General features: G+C 70.5%; 19 protein-coding genes. 11 read left to right on the top strand and 8 right to left on the bottom strand.

What is annotated here, in order from left to right:
• The first annotated feature begins 226 nt into the window (after positions 1-226).
• Positions 227-664, top strand: coding sequence for a hypothetical protein (locus Csp2054_RS01225; protein WP_096897479.1), 438 nt, complete (start codon positions 227-229; stop codon positions 662-664).
• A gap of 345 nt (positions 665-1009) precedes the next feature.
• Positions 1010-1258 carry a hypothetical protein gene (locus tag Csp2054_RS01220; protein ID WP_141399067.1) on the top strand — a complete coding sequence of 83 codons (249 nt, stop codon included), beginning with the start codon at positions 1010-1012 and terminating at the stop codon, positions 1256-1258.
• Positions 1259-1732: 474 nt separating this feature from the next.
• Here the strand turns inward: Csp2054_RS01220 and Csp2054_RS01215 are convergent, their stop codons facing one another.
• Positions 1733-2548, bottom strand: coding sequence for a hypothetical protein (locus Csp2054_RS01215; RefSeq protein WP_141399066.1), 816 nt, complete (start codon positions 2546-2548; stop codon positions 1733-1735).
• Between the two features lie 283 nt (positions 2549-2831).
• Between Csp2054_RS01215 and tcmP the strand changes: the two genes are divergently transcribed.
• From tcmP to Csp2054_RS01180, 7 genes are all read left to right on the top strand, one after another.
• Positions 2832-4043: a three-Cys-motif partner protein TcmP gene (gene tcmP, locus Csp2054_RS01210; RefSeq protein ID WP_141399065.1), complete on the top strand. Its 1212-nt coding sequence runs from the start codon at positions 2832-2834 to the stop codon at positions 4041-4043.
• A gap of 21 nt (positions 4044-4064) precedes the next feature.
• Positions 4065-4832 carry a DUF5131 family protein gene (locus Csp2054_RS01205; RefSeq protein ID WP_096897475.1) on the top strand — a complete coding sequence of 256 codons (768 nt, stop codon included), beginning with the start codon at positions 4065-4067 and terminating at the stop codon, positions 4830-4832.
• A gap of 232 nt (positions 4833-5064) precedes the next feature.
• A complete protein-coding gene (locus tag Csp2054_RS01200) occupies positions 5065-7899 on the top strand; it encodes an aminotransferase (protein WP_096897474.1) in 2835 nt (944 codons plus the stop codon).
• A 62-nt stretch (positions 7900-7961) separates the two neighbouring features.
• Positions 7962-8387: a BLUF domain-containing protein gene (locus Csp2054_RS01195; RefSeq protein ID WP_096897473.1), complete on the top strand. Its 426-nt coding sequence runs from the start codon at positions 7962-7964 to the stop codon at positions 8385-8387.
• Between the two features lie 91 nt (positions 8388-8478).
• Positions 8479-9102 carry an AmiS/UreI family transporter gene (locus tag Csp2054_RS01190; RefSeq protein WP_096897472.1) on the top strand — a complete coding sequence of 208 codons (624 nt, stop codon included), beginning with the start codon at positions 8479-8481 and terminating at the stop codon, positions 9100-9102.
• 123 nt (positions 9103-9225) lie between these two features.
• A complete protein-coding gene (locus Csp2054_RS01185) occupies positions 9226-10461 on the top strand; it encodes an acyl-CoA dehydrogenase family protein (protein ID WP_096897471.1) in 1236 nt (411 codons plus the stop codon).
• A 114-nt stretch (positions 10462-10575) separates the two neighbouring features.
• Entirely contained in the window at positions 10576-10947 is a 372-nt protein-coding gene (locus tag Csp2054_RS01180) for a hypothetical protein (protein WP_096897470.1), read from the top strand.
• Between the two features lie 52 nt (positions 10948-10999).
• Here Csp2054_RS01180 and Csp2054_RS01175 read toward each other — a convergent pair whose 3' ends face one another.
• The 6 genes from Csp2054_RS01175 to Csp2054_RS01145 all read right to left on the bottom strand — a co-directional run bounded on the left by Csp2054_RS01175 (position 11000) and on the right by Csp2054_RS01145 (position 19038).
• Positions 11000-12067: a zinc-binding dehydrogenase gene (locus Csp2054_RS01175; RefSeq protein WP_255252555.1), complete on the bottom strand. Its 1068-nt coding sequence runs from the start codon at positions 12065-12067 to the stop codon at positions 11000-11002.
• A gap of 299 nt (positions 12068-12366) precedes the next feature.
• Positions 12367-13440 carry a threonine aldolase family protein gene (locus tag Csp2054_RS01165; protein ID WP_096897468.1) on the bottom strand — a complete coding sequence of 358 codons (1074 nt, stop codon included), beginning with the start codon at positions 13438-13440 and terminating at the stop codon, positions 12367-12369.
• On the bottom strand, positions 13437-14111 hold the full coding sequence (locus Csp2054_RS01160) for an SDR family NAD(P)-dependent oxidoreductase (protein WP_255252554.1): 675 nt from the start codon (positions 14109-14111) through the stop codon (positions 13437-13439). The genes Csp2054_RS01165 and Csp2054_RS01160 overlap by 4 nt, the downstream gene beginning before the upstream one ends.
• Entirely contained in the window at positions 14108-15625 is a 1518-nt protein-coding gene (locus Csp2054_RS01155; RefSeq protein ID WP_096897467.1) for a DUF6421 family protein, read from the bottom strand. Before Csp2054_RS01155 ends, Csp2054_RS01160 begins: the two co-directional genes overlap by 4 nt.
• Positions 15626-15809: 184 nt before the next feature.
• On the bottom strand, positions 15810-17021 hold the full coding sequence (locus Csp2054_RS01150; RefSeq protein WP_096897466.1) for a lipopolysaccharide biosynthesis protein: 1212 nt from the start codon (positions 17019-17021) through the stop codon (positions 15810-15812).
• 352 nt (positions 17022-17373) lie between these two features.
• Positions 17374-19038, bottom strand: coding sequence for an HAD family acid phosphatase (locus Csp2054_RS01145; protein ID WP_096897465.1), 1665 nt, complete (start codon positions 19036-19038; stop codon positions 17374-17376).
• Positions 19039-19258: 220 nt separating this feature from the next.
• Between Csp2054_RS01145 and Csp2054_RS01140 the strand changes: the two genes are divergently transcribed.
• Both Csp2054_RS01140 and Csp2054_RS01135 read left to right on the top strand, forming a co-directional pair.
• Positions 19259-19654 carry a hypothetical protein gene (locus Csp2054_RS01140; protein ID WP_096897464.1) on the top strand — a complete coding sequence of 132 codons (396 nt, stop codon included), beginning with the start codon at positions 19259-19261 and terminating at the stop codon, positions 19652-19654.
• 169 nt (positions 19655-19823) lie between these two features.
• A complete protein-coding gene (locus Csp2054_RS01135; protein WP_255252553.1) occupies positions 19824-21773 on the top strand; it encodes a potassium transporter Kup in 1950 nt (649 codons plus the stop codon).
• A gap of 16 nt (positions 21774-21789) precedes the next feature.
• Here the strand turns inward: Csp2054_RS01135 and Csp2054_RS01130 are convergent, their stop codons facing one another.
• The gene (locus Csp2054_RS01130; protein ID WP_096897462.1) at positions 21790-22680 is read right to left on the bottom strand and encodes a DUF808 domain-containing protein; all 891 of its coding nucleotides are present in this window, start codon (positions 22678-22680) and stop codon (positions 21790-21792) included.
• Positions 22681-22782 lie beyond the last annotated feature (102 nt).

Raw genomic sequence — 22782 nt, 5'->3', positions numbered from 1 at the left:
TTCACCTGCCCGATGATCCGTGCCTGGCGCCGCCAGTTCGTCGACACCTACGCGGTGGACGCCACGTTCACCCCGACCGATGCGTCGCAGTCGGACAAGACGGAGCTGCACCGCAGCCGCGTGCTGGAGGCCGACATCCAGGTCAGCAACGTCCTGGTGCGCTGGCACTGCGACGGATGGCCCGTCGCCACGCCCCGCACCGTGGGGGAGACCAACCTGGACGGAAGTGCTGCAGCCGGCCCCGACGCCCGCGCCGAACGACCCGAACTGCTTCGGGTACGCGCACCGTGTCCCCGCCGCGATGCTCCCGCCCACCCGCAAGTACGACCACCTCGAGGGTGCCCAGCGGCGCTCCACGCGGAACCTCATCGAGCAGCAGAACGCCGACCAGCAGAGCGTTGACCACTGGGCCACGGACGCGTCTACGCCGCGTCAGTGGAGCTACCTGCCGGGTGTCAGCCAGCGCGTCCAGCTCGACGCGACCCCGTCGCACGCTGCGGACAACCCGACCGGCTCCCGCGAGTCGAACTACAAGCCCGGCTGGTACGACCAGCGACCGGCGACGGCGTTCCGACACGCGCCCTGGGTCATCGAGCTGATCATCATGAAGCGCGACGCGTCCGAGTCTGAGCCGAGCCTCCCCGACCCTGACCTCCTCAACTGAGTCTCGTCGGCAGCGACGACCGCCTGCGGTAACGGTGTGGCCGCTGTCGGACAGCCGCGCCGGGCCGTCGAAGCGCCGCTCACCATTGGTGAGCGGCGCTTCGTCATGCCGGCGACGCGTTACGGCCCGGTCCTGGTTCCCCCAGCTGAGAGTGCAAGATTGAAAGGAGGAGACGTCTGCTCTCGTGGTGATCCTCCAGCTGCTGCACCGACCTCGGTTCCAATGGCGGTGAGATCGACCAGAGATCGCCAGCTTGCGACGTCCCGCGTCGAGCGCACTCAGTTGAAGGATCCACCCGCGGCCGGCAGGTCGCTGCCCATCACCCTGACGCAGCATCTCGCTGACATGCTGTCGCACACCGGCACCACGAGCCCCCAGATCCTCCGGGAGCAGCGAGACCGCTTCGAGAGCGACCCCGCCCTACCCGACCCAAACGACCCCATCTTCGCCCAGTCGTCTATGCGCTGGTGCCGCACCGCCGCCGACGCGGTCCTCCTCCTCGCCTACGAGCAAGCCGCAGGTCATACCGCGACCATGCTCTGGGATCTCGACCAAGACGAGCGCGTCGTCCTCAGCACCCGCGTCCACGAGTAACCGCCAACGACGGACCGTGAAAGGCTGCGCCTCGAACCGTCCCACGCTCGATGAACCCGATTGCCGGTGTGGGCGCGCTGGACCCTGTGCATGCGGCCACTGTCCGGTCGACCGAATGAGCGTTATCGGCGCGTACGCCCGACTCCCAATCGCTCAAGGCCCGTCAAGAGGATGGACGACTCCGCATCGCGTCGACCGTGGCCTTCGCGTCCTACACCCTCGGCGCGGGGGCCATTTTGGCGGACAACTATGTTGCGCTTCTCAAGCAAGAAAGACTGCTGTCGATTTCGTCGACTGCCGCGCACGACGTCGTGCCTCGGCCTGCAAGTCTCAGTGCTGGCATTGCACGCCCCACCAATGACTGGCACGTGACCACCTAGGAAGCTCTGCACCTGATAAGGTCCGCGCGGTCGTCCAGCGCCGGTCTACCGTTCTAAAAAATCGGTCGTTCGAGTGACCAGCGAGGCCTACTCGTCAATCGCTCTCGGCAATCGCCGTGCGTACGAGTTGAGGTAGCCGAGCGACGTCGTCGGGAGTTGCAACGACGATACGCGGATCGTCGATATCCGCGAGTGCGCGCGTCAGCAGTTCCCTCGGAACGATGAGAACGGCAGCGGCATACTCCGGACTCGTCAGTACCCTCGCTAGGCGCTGCTTGACGAGTCTGCTGGTGGAGCGGCTCCAGCTGCTCTTGATCTCGATCGCGACAACCTTCCCGTCAAGGTGGAAGGTAGCGTCAACGCGTGGCGGCCGGCCGCGGGATGGCACGGCAACGTCGACGTCGCGACGGAGGCCGCTGAGAGAGCCGAGGTCGACGTTCTCGGCTGCCTCCGCTGCGGGTACAGAATCGCGGAGCATCACAGTCGTTTCGAATGCTGCTTCTTGCCGCTGCTCCTCTTGGGCGGCGCGCGCCGCTTCGTCCACGGCGTCCGGTGTCCGAGTACCGCCTCGCGCGATGTCAACGACCTGATCGAAGATCTCAGGCGCTTCCGCACGAACGACCGCGAGTATCTCTTCCAGCGAGTCGCGCCGGAATTCCATCTCAACGTCTCCCACCGACAGGCGGTCCGGGAAGCGACCAAGTACTGCGAGTAGAACCAGCACGCCTCCGACCACAATTAGCGCGGTACTGCCCAGATCCCCCGAATGAGGTCGAAGCACAGCCCAAGTGCCCATGGAGAGGGCCGCGAGTCCAGCTGCGGCTAGCGCGAGCCGCACCAGATGTGGCATGTGCCGCGCACTCTCTCTGCGAAGAGGCCAACGGCTGCTTGATGGTTCCTCGTCGCTCACCTTCAAAAGCATAGCAATCCTCACTCCCTCCTGGAAGGCGAGCCGCGAAGTCTGCTGTGTGGCTGGCGTTCGCTTCGCTGCCTCGTTGCCTGCCGTCGCCCTTCCGTGCTCCTGGCCTTCAGTGCAACGGAGGCCCGCATCTGGGCGGCGCTCGTGAGCTTGTCAGTGCGCCTTCCCTTCAACCCGGTGAGAGAAGCAGGTCACTTGTCGTGGATCGTCCGCCGCGTGTCGCGCCTGCTCGCTCTCGGCAGGAGGCAAGCTTCTGTCATGTCTCGAGGTGTACATGCCCAGCAATGAAGGTTTCTTTCAGGACCCGAAGAAGGCCGCCGCGGTCCTCAAACACGGCATCCTTCGTCGCTACCTCGCGAAGTTCGCCGGAGCGACTGCGACTACCGCGCCCGGTCGCCGAGTCGCGTTCATCGATGGGTTCGCTGGGGAAGGTGAGTACCGACACCCGGTTACTGGGGTCACGGAAGTTGGCTCCCCGAGGATCGCACTCACCATCGCGCAGGACCTTCGGTCGCGCGGCATCAAGCTGGAGTGCACCTTCGTGGAGAAGCGGCCCGACGCTTTCGCGCAGCTGAAGACCCTCGTGGACTCATGCGGAGACCGCTCGGCTCTAGCGCTACAGGGAGACATCAGCGATCACTACGAGGACGCGATCCGGCGATCCGCGAACATCCCTACGCTGGTGTTCCTCGACCCGTTCGGCCGGTCCTTGGACCATGACCAGACGGTGGCGGCGCTCGCTTCGCGCGGGGACACAGTGCCGACAGAATTACTCCTGAACTTCTCGCTGCAGGCGGTTCGTAGGATGGGGGCTCGCCTGTATGAGGATGACGGCGCTCAAGGCCGAGCGGCGACGTTGGCCAACCTCGACAGCTGGCTAGGCGGCGATTGGTGGCGTGCGGAGTTCCTCAAGGAGGAACTGCTCGCCTTGCCCCGTGAGGAGCGTGCGCATCCTGCTGCGCTCGCGGTATGGGGGCAGTACGCGGCGCGCGTGCGCGACGCGCTGGGCTATAACTCCTACGACGTGGAGATCAGGCGCAAGCCGACGGACAAGCCACTGTTCATGCTCGCTCTCTTCTTCCCTCGCATCAACGCGCTTTACAGCTACAACGACCACGTGAGCCTGGCTGCACAGGACTGGCGAAAGTTCTTGGCTGAAATGGACTTCGCTGAAGCTGAGGCCCTCGATGAGACAAATCCTCTTCTAGGCGAGAGCCGTCTCGCAGAAGCGAGACGACGTTTCGCCGACGACGAGGAGGCCACGAAGCGCCAGGCGATCGATGACGTGAAGGACTCAGTGACCCTTCACCTGAGCAAGTTGGGTCGCCTCCACGTGAGTAAGAACCTCGACAAGGTCTTGGGGACAGCCGTAGGCATCGCCCGCGAGACACACATACGGGCAGCCTGGAAGGAGCTCGCAACGGAGGGCGTCACGAACGGCTGTCCGAAGGGCAGCCTCGAGAAGCAGACGATCTGGCGAGCCTAGAGTTCTCACCGAGGTGATGTAGTGAAGAAGAGCACGATCGAGTGGACCGAGGCGACCTGGAACCCGGTCACTGGCTGTGACCGTGTCACGGCCGGCTGCGACAACTGCTACGCACTAGCACTGGCCAAGCGCTTGAAGGCGATGGGAGCCGAGAAGTACCAGAAGGACGGCAACCCCATCACCTCGGGCCCCGGCTTCGGGGTGACGACTCATCCCGAGGTGCTCGCCCAGCCCGCGAAGTGGAAGCGTCCTACAACAGTGTTTGTCAACTCGATGAGTGACCTCTTCCATGCGAAAGTGCCGAAGCCCTTCATCCAGGACGTGTTTGACGTGATGTTGGCCACACCGCAGCACACCTACCAGATCCTGACAAAGCGCCCGACGAGACTACGGCGGATGGCGGGCGACCTGCCCTGGCCAGAGAACGTGTGGGTCGGCACGTCCGTCGAGGAACCGAAGGTTCTTGACCGCGTAGCAGACCTCGCCGAAGTTCCAGCTGCCGTCCGCTTCCTCTCCTGCGAGCCGCTGATCGCGGCGCTCCCGGACCTCCCCCTCAACTGCATTGACTGGGTCATCGCTGGCGGTGAGTCAGGGCCGCGCCACCGCGAGATGCAGGCGGAGTGGGTCCGTGACATTCGAGACCAGTGCCTGGCCGCCAACGTGCCGTTCTTCTTCAAGCAGTGGGGCGGTCGCACGCCCAAACAGAACGGTCGTGAGCTCGATGGTCGGTTGTGGGATGGGTACCCTCTAGCCCACAGACGCGGCGGACGCGGCGAGGCGCGGGCTTAGCTACCGCTGAGGTCCTGCTGCATCGAGCCGCGGAGCGACCTCGTGGAACAGAATCCCGATACCCGTGGAACGTCCGTCAGCACTGGGATCCGCGATCCGCGCCACCGCTGGCATCCGCGAATAAGCCGAACACCTCGCGGAGCGGACGAGCGATCGGTCCTCCGCTCGTGGTGTCCCGTCGGTCGGACGCCACGTCGTCCCTCGCCCCGCCCTCCCTGGCCCAGGAGTCCTCGTGCACACCGCCGTCTTCGACTACTTCACCCGACCGGAGCTCCCGACGCCGGTCCTGCCCACCGCCGAGGCCACCGCGCTCCTCGCCGCCCGGTTCGGCATCGACGCCACACTCGAGTCGCTCGGCAGCCAGCAGGACCAGAACTTCCTCGTCCGCACCCCCGACGCCGACGAGCCGCTCGGTGTCCTGAAGATCAGCAACCCGTGCTTCAGCGAGGCGGAGATCGACCTGCAGGCCGTCGCAGCAGCGCGGGTCGCCGAGGTCGAGCCGGGCGTGCGGGTGCCCGCGGTCCTGGCGGCGGGTTGGTGGGACACGAGCGAGGGCCGCCTGCACGCCCGGGTGATCTCGTTCGTGGCCGGCAGCACGCTCACCGGCAGCAGGTACCTCCGGCCGGCGGCGGTCGCCCGGCTCGGCGAACTCGCCGCGCGGGTCCAGACCGCACTGGCCGGGCTCGAGCACCCGGCGGCGCACCGCACGCTGCAGTGGGACCTCCGGCACGCGGTCCGCGTCGCCCGGACGATCGCCGCCACCGAACCGGAGCGGGCGGTCGTCGACGAGGTGCTGGCCGCGGTGGACCGGGCGGCGGCCGTGGTCGACGCGCTCGGGGACCGGCTGCCACGCCAGCTCGGGCACTTCGACGTCACCGACGACAACGTGCTGCGGCCCGACGGTCCGGTGACCCTGCCGGACGCCGTCATCGACTTCGGGGACGTCGCCGAGTCGTGGGCCGTCGGGGAGCTCGCCGTGACGCTGTCGAGCGTGCTCCACCACGACGGGGCGAGCGTGTGGTCGGTGCTCCCCGCCGTCCGGGCGTTCCACGCGCTCCGGCCCCTGTCATCGGACGAGGTCGACGCGCTCTGGCCGCTCGTGGTCCTCCGCGGCGCCGTCCTCGTGCTGAGCGGGCGCCAACAGGTGCGCCTCGACGACGACAACGCGTACGCGTCGGGCGCGCTCGACCGCGAGTTCCGGATCTTCCGGCAGGCGGTGTCCGTGCCGTCCGAGGTGGTCACGGGCGTGCTCCGACGGACACTCGGGTTCCCGCCGGGCCCCGGCCCGACCTGGGCCCGACGGGTGGTCGACGTCGAACCCGTGGTCCTCGACGCCGGGACGACGAGTCCCGTCCACGACGACGGCCGCTGGACCGAGCCCGACGCACTCGCGGCCGAGGCCCGACGGCTGCTCGACGACGGCGCACCCGCCGTGGTGCTGCCCGCGTGGTCACCGGTGCTGACCAGCGCCGCGATCGACGCCGCGAGCGCGCCGGCGACCGTGCCCACGGGCGCGACCCTGTGGCTCGCCGAGCCGACCACCGTCCGACGCGAGGCGTGCACCCAGAGTGGGTCGGTCCTCCAGTTCGACCCGGCGGAGCCCACCGACGACGGGCTGGAGCTGCCCGCCGGGGTCCCCGTCCACGTCCGCGTCGTCGCTGCGGAGCACCGCGACGCCGACCTGCCCAGGACCGTCGCCGCGGTCGCCGCGCCGGGCTGGCGGACGCTCCTCGGCGACCCCGCCGCCGCACTCGGCACACCGGCGACGGACGAGGGCGGATCCCGCGCCGACGGCCTGCTCGAACGCCGCGGCCGCGTCCTCGCCGAGGTGCAGGAGCACTACTACGCCGAACCGCCGCGGATCGAGCGGGGCTGGCGCGACCTGCTCGTCGACGTCGACGGCCGCGTGTACACCGACATGGTCAACAACGTCGCGAGCGTCGGGCACGCGCACCCGCACGTCGCCGACGCCGCCGCGCGCCAACACCGTCTGCTCAACACGAACTCCCGGTTCCACTACGCCGGCATCGTCGAGTACGCCGAACGGGTCGCCGCCCTGCTGCCCGACGAGCTCGACACGGTGTTCTTCGTCAACTCCGGGTCCGAGGCGACCGACCTCGCCCTCCGCATCGTGATGGCCGCCACGGGACGGACCGACGTCGTCGCGATGCGCGAGGCGTACCACGGGTGGACGTTCGCGAGCGATGCCGTCTCGACGTCCATCGCGGACAACCCGAACGCCCTCGCGACCCGTCCCGCGTGGGTGCACACGGTGGACGCGGCGAACGCCTACAGGGGCGCGCACCGGGGTGCGGACGCGGCGCGGTACGCGCCCGAGGCGGCCGAGCGGATCCGGGCGCTCGCCGCGGCGGGACACGACCTCGCCGGGTTCATCTGCGAGCCGGTCTACGGCAACGCGGGCGGCATCGCGCTGCCGGACGGCTACCTCCGACAGGTGTACGACGCCGTGCACCACGTGGGCGGCCTGACGATCGCCGACGAGGTACAGGTCGGGTTCGGCCGCCTCGGGCACTGGTTCTGGGGCTTCGAGCAGCAGGGCGTGGTGCCGGATGTCGTCGCGGTCGCGAAGTCGGTCGGCGCCGGTACCCCGATCGGCATCGTCGTGACCCGTCGGGAGATCGCCGACCGCTACCGCAGCCAGGGCTACTTCTTCTCGTCGACCGGCGGCTCCCCGGTCTCGGCGGCGGTCGGGTCGGCCGTGCTCGACGTGATCGATTCCGAGGGACTGCAGCAGCACGCGGCCGAGGTCGGCGGGCACCTGGCCGGACGACTCCGCGCCCTCGGTGACCGGCACGCCATCGTCGGGACGGTGCACGGGTCGGGACTCTACCTGGGGCTCGAGTTCGTCCGGGACCGCTCGACGCTCGAGCCGGCGACCGAGGAGACAGCGGCGATCTGCGACCGGCTGCTCGAACTCGGCGTCGTGATGCAGCCGACGGGGGACCACCAGAACGTGCTGAAGATCAAGCCACCGCTCGTCGTGACCCGGCAGTCGGTCGACCGGTTCGTCGACGCGCTCGACCGGGTGCTCACGACGGGCTGGTAGCGGGCGCAGGGGGTTCGCGGCTGCGCGGAGTTGACTGGCGGCCCGCCCCGGAGAGGAACCCGATGCTGGCCCTGATCTACTCGAGCGTCGCGACACGACCGCTCGGCGACGACGACCTCGCCCGCCTGCTCGAACAGAGCCGTCGTTCGAACGAGCGCGAGGACGTGACCGGTGTGCTGCTCTTCCGGAACGGCTACTTCCTGCAGCTGCTCGAGGGGCCCGACGCCGCGGTCCGGGCGAAGCTCGAGCGCATCAAGCACGACGATCGGCACACGAAGGTCCGGGTGATCCTCGAGGACCACGTGGAGGAACGGCAGTTCCCGGAGTGGACCATGGGGTTCCCCGCCGCCGGGGCCGACGTCGCGCGGGTGCCGGGCTACCGGTCGACGTTCGACGACCTCGAGACCGCCGGCGACACCGACGCCGACGTGCCGTCCGCCCGGGCGGTCCGGGAGCTCATCCGCTGGTTCCGGCCCACCGGACGCTGACCGCACACTGACGCCCGTCACGCTTCGTCACGGAGCGACACCGAGCGCCACATCGTGGCGCCGGGCCCTCGGCCGGTGGCACGGTCCTCCTGTGGCGTACATCTGCTTGATCCTGTCCGGGGCCGCGCTGCTCGTGAACGGACTCACCCTGCTCGGCCGGATCCCCGGCCGCGACAGCGGCGTGTTCAACGTGCTCATCGGCGGCCTCCAACTCGTCCTCTGCACCGCCCTCGCGGTGACGGCGGACGGGTCCCTCCCCGCGCTGCTCGCCGTCGCGGGCACGTTCCTGTTCGGCCTGACGTACCTGTACGTCGGGATCGACTCCCTCGCCGGCCTGGGCGCCGTCGGTCTCGGGTGGTTCTGCGGCCTCGTCGCCGCCGTCGCGGTGTTCTTCGCCGCGATCCACGTCGTCGACGACCCGGTGCTCGCGACGCTCTGGGCCGGGTGGGCGGTGCTCTGGACGCTCTTCTTCGTCCTGCTCGCCCTCGGTCGCGCCGGGCTCACGCGGTACACGGGCTGGGCCCTCGTGCTGGCGAGCCAGACCACCACGACGGTCCCGGCCCTGCTCGGGTTGACCGGGAACTGGCCGACCGGTGCCGCGGCCACGGCGGGGGCGCTCGTCGTGCTCGTCGTGGTCTTCGGCGGAGCGGCCGTCCTGACCCGCCGTCGTCCGGCCGCCGCCAGCACCACCACCCCGGGCTCCGTGCCCGCCTGACCGCACCGCGCACCGCGCACAGCGAAGCGCAGAGCGCAGCGCGCACCGCACCGCGCAGAGCGCGAAGCGCACCACGCACCACCACCGCACCGGCACCACCACGACCGAGGAGACACCGACACCATGACCGACACCACCACCCCGCCCACGACCGACACCGGCGTCGTCGACTACGAGACGCTCGCCGGCCGGTTCCGCCCGATCTTCGACCGCATCGCCGCCGGGGCCTCCGAGCGCGAGCAGCAGCACCGGCTGCCGTTCGACGAGATCCGGGAGCTCGCCGCCGCCGGCTTCGGCGCGGTCCGCGTCCCCACGGAGTTCGGGGGAGCGGGCGCGACCCTGCCGCAGACATTCCGTCTGCTCACCGAACTGGCCGCCGCCGACAGCAACATCCCGCAGGCCCTCCGCGGCCACTTCGCCCTGGTGGAGGACCGGCTCGTCGCCCGCTCCGGGGAGCGCGACGCGTGGCTCGAGCGGTTCGGGCGGGGCGAGATCGCCGGCAACTCCTGGACCGAGGTCGGCTCGGTGCAGATCGGCGACGTCATCACGAAGGTGACGCCGCAGCCGGACGGCACGTTCCGCATCTCGGGGCAGAAGTACTACTCGACCGGCAGCATCTTCGCCGACTGGATCGACACGTACGCCGAACGGACCGACACGGGTGAGCGGGTCATCGCGATCGTCGACGCGCACCAGCCCGGCGTGACGCACGGCGACGACTGGGACGGATTCGGCCAGCGCACCACCGGGTCCGGCACGAGCACGTTCACCGACGCGGTCGTGCAGGCCGACGCGGTCATCCCGTTCGATGACCGCTTCAAGTACCAGACCGCCTACTACCAGGCGGTCCTGCTCACGGTGCTCGCCGGGTCGGTCCTCGCCGCCGAACGCGAGATCGCCCTGCAGGTCCGGAACCGCAACCGGGTGTTCTCGCACGGCAACGCCGACACGTTCGCCGCGGACCCGCAGATCCTGCAGGTCGTCGGCGAGGTCTCCGCTGCCGGGTTCGCCGCCACCGCGATCGTCGACCGGGCCGCGGAGGCGCTGCAGGCGGCGTACGAGGGCGCCGCGCTCGACACCGCCGAGGACGAGCGCCGCAACGACCGCGCCGAGCTCGCGACGGCGCAGGCGCAGGTGGCGCTGACGACGCTCGCCACGTCGGCGACGTCGCACCTGTTCGACGCGCTCGCCGCCTCCGGGGTGAGCACGACGAAGAACCTCGACCGGCACTGGCGGAACGCCCGCACCGCGGGCAGCCACAACCCGTGGGTGTTCAAGGCGCGGATCGTCGGCGACCACGCGGTCAACGGGACCGAGCCGCCGCGCGTCTGGGCGATCGGCGCGACGCGCCGCGCCTGAGCGGAGGGCGTCACGGACGTCCGCGACGTCGGACGGGAGGCCCGTGGCGGCGCCGCCACGGGCCTCCCGTCCGGCACTGGGCCGGTTCTCGGCGACGCCGCGTTGGGTGGACACGTGAAGTACGTGATCTACGGAGACAACAAGGTGATGACCGGCGACGCGATCGCGGAGGCGGTCCTCGGCTACGCGGCCGCGCTGGGGGAGAACGGCACGACGGACATCGTCGAGATCCCCACGGCCGACGAGCACGGTGTGGCATCCGTGTCCGAGGTGCTCCTCGGTCCGGCGTCATCGGTGATGGTGGAGCCGGCTCCGGACGACGAGCTCGAGCCGGAAGACGCCGACCTCGTCAACGAGCTCGTCCGTCGGACGGCGGCCGTCGGCGGCGGACGGTTCGTCGACGCGGCGTCGTCGCACTCGCAGGAGCCGGAGGCCGAGGCGGAGCGGCTGCGCACCGACCCGCCAGGAACGCCCGACGCCGACTGAGGTCGTCGCCCACACTGAGGTCGTCACCCACCCAGCGAGGTGGGTGGGCGGTTCACGCGGCCGGGCCCTCCTGCCGCGGCAGCAGGACGACGCTGCCGACGCGGTCGGCGTGCCGGAACGCCTCCTGCGCCCGCACGATCTCCTCGAGCGGGAAGGTGTCCGCGAGGACCGGGCGGACCTCGTCGCGCTCGACGTAGCCCACCAGGTCGGCGAACACGTCCGGGTGCCAGGTCGTCGTCCCGAGGACGCTGCGGTCCTGCAGGTACAGGCTGCGGAGGTCGAGCTCGACCACGGCACCGGCGATCGCGCCCGACGTGACGACCGTGCCACCGGGACGGAGCACGTCGAGCACGGCGCCGAACCCCGGCCCGGCGACGTTGTCGACCGCGACGTCGACGGGTGTGTCGGCCAGTGCGCCGCGCAGGTTCGTCCCGCGCTCGAGGACCCGGTCGGCGCCGAGCGCACGGACCGCGTCGTGCTTCGACCGGCTGGCGACCGCGACGACCTGAGCGCCCCGCCGCCGCGCGAGCTGCACGGTCGCCGACCCCACTCCACCCGAGGCGCCCGTGACGAGCACCCGGTCACCGGCGCGGACGTCGGCGCGGCGCAGCATGTTCTCGGCGGTGCCCCACGAGCACGGGATGGTGGCGAGCTCCGCGTCCGACCACGCCGAGTCCACGGGGAACGCCTCGGTGGCGGGGACGACGACGTACTGCGCGAACGCGCCGTCGCGGTCCGATCCGAGCCACTCGGCGCGGTGCGGGTCGTCGGGGTCGGTCATGCAGGACCGGACCAGCACCCGGCGGTCGATCGGGGGATCGACGACGCCCCGGCCGGCCGCGACCACCACGCCGCAGCAGTCCGCGCCCTGCACGAGCGGGAACCTCGTCGCGCCGTTGTAGCCCGTGGGGCCGTCGTCGGATCCGTCCACGGGCCCGCGGTCGTACCAGCCGACACGCGTGTTGATGTCGGTGTTGTTCACACCGGCGGCGAGGACGCGCACGAGCACGTCGTGGTCACCGACCTCCGGCACGGGGACCCGCCGGACCTGCAGCCGCTCGGGGCCCCCGGTGCCGGTCGTCACGACGGCGGTCATGTGCTCGGGGATCGGGCTCGCCACGGTGCTCCTCGCTTCCGGGGCCACCAGGGAGACGGTCCCGTCCGACCCATCATCTCCGTGTCCGGAGGTCAGCGCCCGCGTCCCCACAGGTCGCCGACCCGCCGTCCGGTCAGGTCAGCGCTCCACTCCGCGAGCGTCGTGCCGTCCCGGTGCCGGTGCAGACCCTCGTGGCCGGCGTCCAGCTCGCATCGCCAGCCCCCGAAGGTGCTCCGGCAGCGGGTTCGTTCGATCTCGTGGTTCCGGTGTTCGTCAACGTGTTCCTGCATTCCACCGGTAGGACGGATCGACGACCCCGATCGTCACACCGCGGCGAGCTCCGACCGCAGCGCCGCCACGAACGCGTCGATGTCCTGCTCGGTGGTGTCGAACGAGCACATCCAGCGCACCTCGTTGCGGCTGGCGTCCCAGTCGTAGAAGCGGAAGTGCTCGCGGAGCCGGTCGGCCACGCCGGCGGGCAGCGTCGCGAAGACCCCGTTCGCCTGGGTCTCCTGGCTGAAGCCGACGCCCGCGATGCTGCCGTCGGCGATCCCGGCCTCGAGCGCGCTCCGGAGCCGCGCGGCCATGGCGTTGGCGTGCCGGGCCGACCGGAGGTACAGGTCGTCGGTGAGCAGGGCGATGAGCTGCGCGGACACGAACCGCATCTTCGACGACAGCTGCATGTTGAGCTTGCGGAGGTAGTGCAGCCCCTCGGACGCAGAGGGCTCCAGCACGACGACGGCCTCGCCGTAGAGCAGGCCGTTCTTCGTGCCGCCGAAGCTCAGCACGTCGACCCCGGCGTCGGTCGTGAAGGCGCGCAGGGGCACGCCGAGCGTCGCCGCGGCGTTCGAGATCCGGGCGCCGTCCATGTGCAGCGTCATGCCGAGCCCGTGCACGTGGTCGGCGATCGCCCGGACCTCGTCCACGGTGTAGGCGGTGCCGAGCTCGGTGGTCTGGGTGATCGACACGACGAGCGGTTGCGCGCGGTGTTCGTCGCCCCAGCCCCAGGCCTCGCGGTCGATGAGCTCGGGCGTGAGCTTGCCGTCCGGCGTCGCGACCGGCAGGAGCTTGATGCCGCCGACCTTCTCGGGCGCCCCGGCCTCGTCGGTGTGGACGTGCGCGGTCGCCGTGCAGACGACGGCACCCCACCGCGGGAGCATCGACTGCAGGCCGACGACGTTCGCGCCGGTGCCGTTGAACACCGGGAACGCCTGGGCCTGCTCGCCGAAGTGCTCGCGGAACACCTCCTGCAGCCGGGACGTGTAGGCGTCCTCGCCGTAGGCGATCTGGTGGCCCTGGTTCGCGGCCGCGATGGCGTCGAGGACCTCCGGGTGGATGCCGGCGTAGTTGTCGGAGGCGAAGCCGCGGAGGTCGAGGTCGTGGAGTCGGAGGGTCACCGTTCGATCCTAGGTTCGATGGGGATGCGGGCACCGTTGACGACGTCCGCGGTGGCGTCCCAGAGCCCGACGACCTCGTCGGCGAGGCGCTCCTCCAGCCCCGCGAGGGACCGGACGACGAAGACGGTCGCGGCCGCGGTGTCCGGCGCGTCCTTCCGGAAGCCCTGCGCCACGGCCCGCGTCCAGGCGTCGGCCGCCGCCTTGGCCGCGGCGTAGTTCGCACCGCCCGCCGTGGGCGACTCCACGCTGGTCGAGGACACGATCGCGAGGCGTCCGGCGGGCGAGGCGACGAGGTCGTCGTGGAGCGCGCGGGTGGTGTTCCGGAGGGTGCGGAAGCCGCGTTCGAGGAAGTCCCAGTCGTCGTCGGACTGCCCCGCGAGGCTGCCGCCGCCGCGCCACCCGCCCACCAGGTGCACGAGACCGTCCACGTGGACACCGTCGGTCTGGAGGCGCGACACCAGTCCGTCGACCGCGCCGCGGTCCGCCAGGTCGCACCGCTGGGTCGTGACCTGCGGGACGGCCGTGCGCAGTGCCTCCAGTCCGTCCGCGCGTGCGCCGACGGCGATGACGGCCGCGCCGGCGACGACGAGCGCGCGGGACACGGCCGTGCCGCTGGTGCTGGTCGCTCCCGCGACCAGCACCGTGCGGCCGGCCAGGGTGCCGCCGCTCACGCGGCGGCGGCCGACGCGCGGTCGGTGGTGCCCGTGATGCCCGTCGTCGAGCCGATGACGGTCGCCATCTTCTTGTCGAGCGCCTCGTAGAACATCGAGAGCGGGAACTCGTCGTCGAGCACGGCGTCGGTGTAGCCCTTCGGCGGCCCGGCGAGCGTCTCCGACGGCAGGCCCTTCGCCCACGCCGAAGCCGGGTGCGGGGTGAGGGTCTCCGTGAGCATCTCGTAGGCGGCCAGCCAGTGCGCCGACTTCGGGCGGTCGATCGAGCGCCAGTAGAGCTCGTTGATCTGGTCGCTCAGCGCGATCACCACGTCGGGGACGGCGTCCCAGTCGATCGTGAGCTGGGTGTCGGTCCAGTGCAGGACACCGTGCTGGTGCAGCCAGGCGAAGAGGAGCTGGCCGCCGAGCCCGTCGTAGTTCCGCACGCGGCTACCGGTGATCGCGAAGCGGAAGATGCGGTCGAACAGCACCGCGTACTGCACGAGCTTCGCGTGGTCACGGATCGCACGCCGGTCGTCGGACAGCTCGGCGTCCGGCACGGCCGACAGGGTGCGCTGGAGACGCACCGATTCGCGGAACGCGGTCAGGTCGCAGCGGAGCTCCTCGAGCGAGTACAGGAAGAACGGCATCCGCTGCTTGATCATGAACGGGTCGAAGGGCAGGTCGCCGCGCATGTGGGAGCGGTCGTGGATGATGTCCCACATCACGAAGACGCGCTCGGTCAGCTCCTGGTCGTCGAGCATCGCGGCCGCGGGTTCGGGCAGATCGAGCTTGGTGACCTCGGCGGCGGCGCGGACGACCCGGCGGTAGCGGGCGGCCTCGCGGTCCTGGAAGATCGCGCCCCAGGTGAACGCCGGGATCTCGCGCATCGCGACGGTCTCGGGGAACAGCACCGCGGAGTTCGTGTCGTAGCCGGGTGTGAAGTCGACGAAGCGGAGCGCGACGAACAGCTTGTTGCCGTACTCGCCGGCCTCGAGCTCGGCGATGAAGTCCGGCCAGATGACCTCGACGAGCAGCGCCTCGACGAAGCGCGAGCTGCTGCCGTTCTGCGTGACCATCGGGAACACGACGAGGTGTCCGAGACCGTCGACCCGGTGCTGCTGCGGCTGGAAGGCGTTCAGCGAGTCGAGGAAGTCCGGGACGCCGAAGCCCGAGTCGCGCCAGCGGGCGAAGTCCGAGGGGAGGGCGTCGAGGTAGGCGGCGTCGTGCGGGAACGCCGGGGCGAGCTCGGCGATCGCCGTGACGATCTCGTCGACGAGTTCGGCGGCGCGCCCGTGGTCGACCGGGTCCGGCACGGAGCCGTCCTTCGTCTGGAGTCCCTGCAGGGCGGTGGCGGCGGCCTTCAGCCGGAGCCAGGCCGGGTGGCTGGCGACCTCGCGGACTCCCGGCGCGGACCGGGGGAGGTCCCCGGCGGTGTGGCGGACGTCCTCGGCGACGGTGTCGTGCCGGTCCTCGACGACCTCGGGCTCTCCGACGATGGCGTCCTGCGTGAACTTCTGGACGAACTGCGACATGGTCGTACCTCCCGTCACTGGGTCGGCCGCGGCGGTGCGGCAGATCCGGGCGTGCGCGCCGGATCCTGATGGAAGCCTAACGACGGGCGTCGGACGCATTCTTGCCCGTGTGCTCGCGGATCGCGCGCAGTTCCCGCCCACGCGCAACCGTTCGCACGGTCCGCGCAAGAAGTCGTCGTGCCGGTCAGTCGACGGCCGGTCGGCGCAGTCCCAGGACGACGACCGTCACGAGGTTCACGACGCTGCCGACCAGGAACCCGACCGTGCCGCCGGCCACCCCGAGGACGGGGCTGAGCACGGCCATCAGCACGGTGCCGGCGACGAACCCGGCGATCGACGCGAGCGCCACCTGCTTCGACCGCCCGGCGGACAGCAGGAGCGCCGCGGGCAGGAGCGAGACGGTGAACACCCACACGCCGACCACGAGGAACCGGAGGTCCGACACCGCAGCCGCGCCCTCGGCCGGGTAGAACAGCGGGAGGAACCACGGCGCGAGCAACGCCACGAGCCCGAACAGCGCGGCGGTCCCCGCCGCGAACCCGCCGACGAGCAGCACGGCGCCGCGGGACCGCAGGGACGAGGCGTGTGCCCGGTGCGCGAAGGCCGGGATCACGGCCTGCCCGACCGCCTGTCCGACCATCGAGGCGGGGGTGGCGAGCGTGAACGCGGCCGCGTAGACCCCGGCGTCGTGCTGCGACGCGGTGACGGTCGCGGCGATCATCGCCAGCTGCAGCAGGCCGTTGGCGGTGAGGCCGGCGAGGACGTTCCACCCCGCGAACCCCAGGACACCGTCGGTCGACGCCGTGCCCGCGGGTGCGGCTCCGCGCCGGAGTCCGGACGCTCCGCGCGGCCAGCAGGCGATCGCGAACACCGTGTACCCGACGGCGATCGGCACGAGCACGAACGGCTCGGCCCCGGTGACGCAGGCGAGCACGAGCAGGGCGAACGTCAGCGTGCTCGTGACGACGTCCCAACCGGCGACGCGCCGTGCCCGGCCGTACCCGAGCTGCGCCCCGCGGGTGTAGGCGTAGAGGCCGTACCCGACGACGACCCCCACGCCGCCGAGCACGGTGCCGGGGCCGTTGCCCCACGCGACGGCGACGGGCACGGTGCACCCGGCGAGCACCACCGAGCAGACGAGCATCGTCCGTCCGAGCAGCCGGTTCAGTGCTGCGTCCGACCGGCCGGTCCGCAGCGCGAGCGCGAGGTACCGGGAGGCGGTGTTGCCCGCGGCCGACGGCCAGAGCAGCGCCGCGAAGACCGACAGCGACAGCAGGGCGGTGGCCTGGCCGAGCGTCTCGGTGCCGAACACCCGACCGATCACGACCGTCACGACGAGCTTCGCGGCCCCCTGGACGCCGATGCCGATCGTGGAGAGCAGGGCCGACGACGCCACCCCGTCGGACGGCGTGGCCGCAGCGGGTGTGGCGACGGGGGCGGAGGCGGCCCGGGGCGCGACCCCGGCCGACCCCGGCCGTGCTGAGGCGCTCAGCGGTGGCGTCGGCTGGACAGCAGCCCGCCGATCACCACCGCACAGGCGACGGCGAAGGCGATGAGTCCGGCCGGGTCGAATCCGTCGAAGTTCACGGGGGTCCCTCCTCGAGTGTCGGACCCGACGGTAGGCCTCGTCGCCTGTGGAGGACCGGGGTGCGCCCGTCCCCGACTGAACGCACGTCGAGGACGAGGTCCGGCGACCGGGCGGGGCGCACCCCGACCGGTCGCCGGACCGGGTGCGCCCCGGCGCCGGATCAGGGCAGGTAGTACGTCGGGTTCGGCAGCTTGACGGTCCGGTCCGCCGATCCGCCGATCAGATCGCTGTACTGGTCGCCGAAGTTCGCCACGATGTCGTACCGACCGCCCTCGGGCGACTCGATGTGCGCCCGGGTCTGCGACTTGTACTCGATGGTGGTGCACTTCGCGGCCGCGCACGTGATGTACGACGGCTGCTGCGAGGTGCCGGTGCCGGTCCACTTCGTGTAGTAGGTCCGGTTGCCGTCCTGCTCCGCGGTGATCTGCGGGTAGCCGACCTTCTGCAGGTTCGCGATCGTGGCGTCCTGCTGCGCCGCGTTCCGGCCGGTGAGCCCGATCACGGTGCAGCCGGAGCGCTCCGCGACCGCGGCGAGCGACGTCATCGACGGGGTGGCCGGGAACCGCTGGTCCTGCACGTAGACGTCCTGCAGCGCCGGGTCGAACACGAAGTGCATCGCGGCGACCTCCATGTCGTACGTCCAGAGCGTCGTGTCGTCGGCGTCGAGGACGATCGCCGGGTTGCGGTGCTGGCGGGAGGCCACGAAGCACTGCGCAGCGACGATCGGCGCCTGCTTCCGGACGATGGAGCGCATCTCGCGGATGTAGGGGCTGTCGGTCTTGTCGGCGATGCCGGTGCCGGGGTCGCCGTAGTAGGTGGCGATGGTCTTCTTCACCGAGTCGATGTTCGGGATGCCCTCGCCGCCCTGCGTGGCGCCGGACGAGCCGTCAGCGGCCATCCGGAAGTGCGTGCGCGGTGCGAGCCGAGGCTCGCGGACACCGGGCAGGTCGGCCGACGGCAGGTAGTAGGTCGGGTTCGGGAGCTTGACCTGCTCCTGGGCGTACCCGCCCTGCAGGTCCGACCACTGGTCGCCGACGTTGTCGACGATCGTGTAGCCGAGGTCGCGCTCGATGTGGCGACGGGTCAGCGCCTTGTACTCGACCGTGGTGCAGGACGCCGCGGCGCACTGCACGTACGACGGCTGCTGCGAGGTGCCCTTGCCGGTCCACTTCGTGAAGTAGTGGTCGGCGGTGAAGCCCTGGTAGCCGACCTTCTGCAGGTTGGCGAGCGTCGCGGCCTTCTGGTCGTCGTTCCGCCCCGTGATGCCGAAGACCGTGAAGCCCATCGCCTTCGCCGTGTTCACGTAGGACACCATCGCCGGCACGGCCGGGAAGCGCTCGTCCTGCACCCAGACGTCCTGCTCGGCGGGCGAGAACACGAAGTGCATGTCCCCGACCTCCATGTCGTACGTCCACAGCGTCGTGTCGTCGGCGTCGAGGACGATCGCGGGCTTCTGGTGGTGCGCGACGGCCCGGCGATACTCACCGCGGAGCTCCTTCGTCTGCTTCGCCACGATCGAGCGCATCTCGCGGATGTACGGGCTGTCGGTCTTGTCCGAGATCCCGGTGCCGGGGTCGCCGTAGTAGGTGGCGATCGTCTTCTTTACGGAGTCGATGTTCGGGATGCCCTCGCCGCCCTGCGTCGCCCCGGACGAACCGTCGGCCGCCATGGTGAACGAGGTGCGCGGGGTGAGCTGGCCGTCGTGGTGGCCGGGGTCGTGCGCGGGGTGCGCGCTGGCGGTGAGCGAGCCGGTCAGGACGGAACCGGCGACGAGCGCAGCCGTGGTCGTGGTGACGAGCACGGTGCGGCGGATCGGGAAGGGCATCGGTGTCGCTTTCGATCGATGGTCACCCCTCGAACGGGGGCGGCAGCACTGTAGCTGGGAATCTGCCCAGGAATCCAGCACTCGGCGCAGCGACGCCGTGAACGGTGGGTGTCCGTTGTGCGCGGGACGCGGTTTCCGGCCGGAGCGCGGACAGGCGGCACACGCATCTGTACGTTCGCGGGAAGGTCGCTGAACGCGACCGATGCAGAGGGAGCACACAATGGCCAACACCAGCGGTCGTCCGACCACCGTCACCGTCTCGTTCATCATCTGGCTGGTGGTGATCCTGGCGAACATCCTCTCCGGCGTGCTCGGGCTCATCGCCGGCAGCACCTCGGCGGCGGCGCAGGGCGTCGGGACGGCACCGTTCATCGGCGCCGCGATCTTCGCGTTCATCCTCGCCGTGATCGAGCTCGTCATCGTCTTCAAGATGCGCGACGGCCGGAACTGGGCGCGCATCGTCCTGCTCGTCCTCGCGATCCTCCAGGTCATCGGCGTCGGCGTCGGCGCGGCGTCCGGCAACAACGCCTTCGGGTGGATCGGTGGCCTCGCGGTGATCGTCGCGACCATCCTGATGTTCGTCGGCGGCGCGAACGGCTACTTCCGCCGTCGCTGACGCGACCAGGTGACGGGCGGGAGGCGCGGTGCCAGCGGGCACCGCGCCTCCCGTCCGTCTGCGGGCTCGTTCCGCACACATGGGTGCCCGCTGCGAGCGACGGCCCCCGCTCGGTGCGAGGATGATCCGCGGTCGTCGCACGGACGGCCTCCCGACGGAAGAGACGAGCGTGACCGAGACCCGCTCTCACACACCCGCGACCGACACGGCCGACGACGCCCCGCACGGACCCGGCAAGGGCGTGGCGGCCCTCGCGCTGGCCGCCCTCGGCGTGGTGTTCGGCGACATCGGCACGAGCCCGCTCTACGCGCTGCGGACCGTCTTCACGATCGACGGCGGCCTCGTGAAGGCCAACCAGGAGGACGTCTACGGCGTCATCTCGATGATGTTCTGGTCGATCACGATCATCGTGTCGATCAAGTACGTCCTCGTGCTCATGCGGGCCGACAACAACGGCGAGGGCGGGGTCATGGCGCTCGCCGCGCTGGCCCGCCGGCTCTACGCGAAGCGACGTGGGGGAGCGGTCATCTTCCTCGTGATCGGCATCGTCGGCGTCTCGCTCTTCTACGGCGACTCGGTGATCACGCCGGCCGTCTCGGTGCTCTCGGCCGTCGAGGGCCTGCAGACGGCGACCCCGAGCATCGAGCACCTCATCGTGCCGATCGCCGCGGTGATCCTCATCCTGCTCTTCGCGGTGCAGCGGTTCGGCACCGGCAAGGTCGGCAACCTGTTCGGACCGGTCATGCTGCTGTGGTTCGTGGTGATCGCGGCGGCCGGCGTCCCGCACATCGTGCAGCACCCGGGCGTGCTGCAGGGGCTCTCGCCGACCTGGGCGATCACGTTCCTCATCGCACACCCGTACATCACGTTCGTGGCGATGGGCGCGGTCGTGCTCGTCATCACCGGAGCCGAGGCGCTGTACGCCGACATGGGCCACTTCGGGCGGAAGCCGATCCTCCGCGCCTGGTTCTTCGTCGTCTTCCCCGCCCTCGTGCTGAACTACCTCGGCCAGGCGTCGCTCGTGCTCCGCGACCCGGAGACCGCGAAGGACCCGTTCTTCCTGCTGTTCCCGAGCGCGCTGCAGCTGCCGGTCGTCGTGCTCGCCACGGCCGCCACGGTCATCGCGAGCCAGGCGGTCATCTCCGGGGCGTTCTCGCTGAGCCGCCAGGCCGTGCAGCTCGGACTCCTGCCGCCCCTGAACATCCGGCAGACCTCGCGCGAGGAGGGCGGCCAGATCTACCTGCCGGCGGTCAACCTCCTGCTGTTCATCGGCGTCCTCGCGATCATGCTCGCGTTCCGGTCCTCGGCGAGCCTCGCCACCGCGTACGGCGTGTCCGTCACGGGGGCGCTCGTGGTCGACACGCTGCTGCTGCTCCTGGTCGTCAAGCCGCTCTGGCAGTGGAAGACGTGGAAGCTCGTGCTCGCCGCGGTCGTCTTCGGGGGTCTCGAGCTGACGTTCCTCTCCGGCAACCTCTCGAAGATCGTGCACGGCGGTTTCGTCCCGCTCCTCATCGCCCTGGCCGTCATCACGCTCATGACGACGTGGCGGCGCGGACGGCAGCTCGTGCAGGAGGAACGGCAGGAGCGCGAGGGCTCGCTGGCGGACTTCATCACCAAGATCAACACCAAGGGCGTCCCGCGCGTCACCGGGATCGCCGTGTTCCCGCACCCGAACAAGGAGACGACCCCGCTCGCGCTCCGGGCGAACGTGGAGCACAACCACGTCGTGCACCGGACGGTCATCATCGTGTCGGTCCTGACCGCGAACGTCCCGCACGTCCCGCACGCGAAGGCGTTCTTCCGCGACGACCTCGGGTACGAGGACGACGGCATCGACCACATCACCGTGAAGTTCGGGTTCTCGGACGACCAGGACCTCCCGCGGGCGCTGCACGCCGCCTGCCTCGCCGAGGTCCTCGACATCGATCCGGACGAGATGGCGAAGGCGTCGTACTTCATCTCCCGCGGGGCGCTCCGGCCGCAGCCCGGCAACCGGGGCATGGCGAGCTGGCGGAAGAAGCTGTTCGTCGGGCTCGCGCACAACGCGGCCGACCCGGCGGCGCGCTTCGGCCTGCCGCCGCAGCGGACGGTGACGATGGGCAGCGACGTCGAGATCTGACCGTCGGCCCGCGCGACTAGTGCGAGCGCACGGGTTCGGCGCGGTCCCGCAGTCGGCGGACACCGAGCACGATGCCGACGACGACCATGCCGAGGACGAGCCCGAGCACGGCGGAGATCGCGGTGTCGACGATCCAGGTCACGACCGGGCCGGCCGCCTCGACGACGTGCTCGACGGCGTGCAGCAGGTCGACGGGGCCGTGCCAGATCGTCTCGCCGAGGTTCTGCACGACGAGGTGACCGCCGACCCAGAGCATGGCCACGGTGCCGACGACCCCGATCACGCGGAACACGGCGGGCATCGCGCGCACGATGCGGGCACCAGCCCGTCGGGTCGTCCGCGACGGGCTCTTCATCAGCTGCAGGCCGACGTCGTCGATCTTCACGAGCAGTGCCACGGCGCCGTAGACCGCGATCGTCATGACCAGGCCGATCACGAGCAGCGCGCCCACGGTCGGCCAGAAACCGAGGTCGGGGTCGAGCCCGGCGAGGGCGATGAGCATGATCTCGGTGCTGAGGATCAGGTCGGTCCGGATCGCGCCGAACACGAGCTTCGGCTCGGTCGTCGGCGCCTCCGCCTCGGTCTCGTGGTGCACCCCGAACCACTCGGTGACCTTCTCGGCGCCCTCGAAGCACAGGTAGGTGCCGCCGACGAGCAGCAGCCAGGGCAGCGCCCACGGGGCGAACGCGGTGAGGAGCAGCGCCACCGGCACGATGATCACGAACTTGTTGAACAGCGATCCGAGCGCGATCCGCCCGACCACCGGCAACTCCCGGGCGGGCGCGATGCCCTGCACGTACTGCGGCGTCACGGCGGCGTCGTCGATGACGACACCCGCCGTCTTCGCGCTCGCCTTGAGCGCGGCGGACAGGATGTCGTCGACGACCGCGAGCAACCCCACTGACATGCTGATCTCCTCGGATCGTGTACGACCGCACAGCCTACCGACCGGCACCCTGTCCTGCGTGTGCCGCCGACAGCGCGGACGGCCGGGACGACGGACGGGAGG

This window comes from Curtobacterium sp. 'Ferrero' (assembly GCF_002412165.1).
Classification (GTDB): domain Bacteria; phylum Actinomycetota; class Actinomycetes; order Actinomycetales; family Microbacteriaceae; genus Curtobacterium.
The sequence above is the reverse complement of the archived record's forward strand: the minus strand, read 5'-3'. Positions and strand labels throughout refer to the sequence as shown.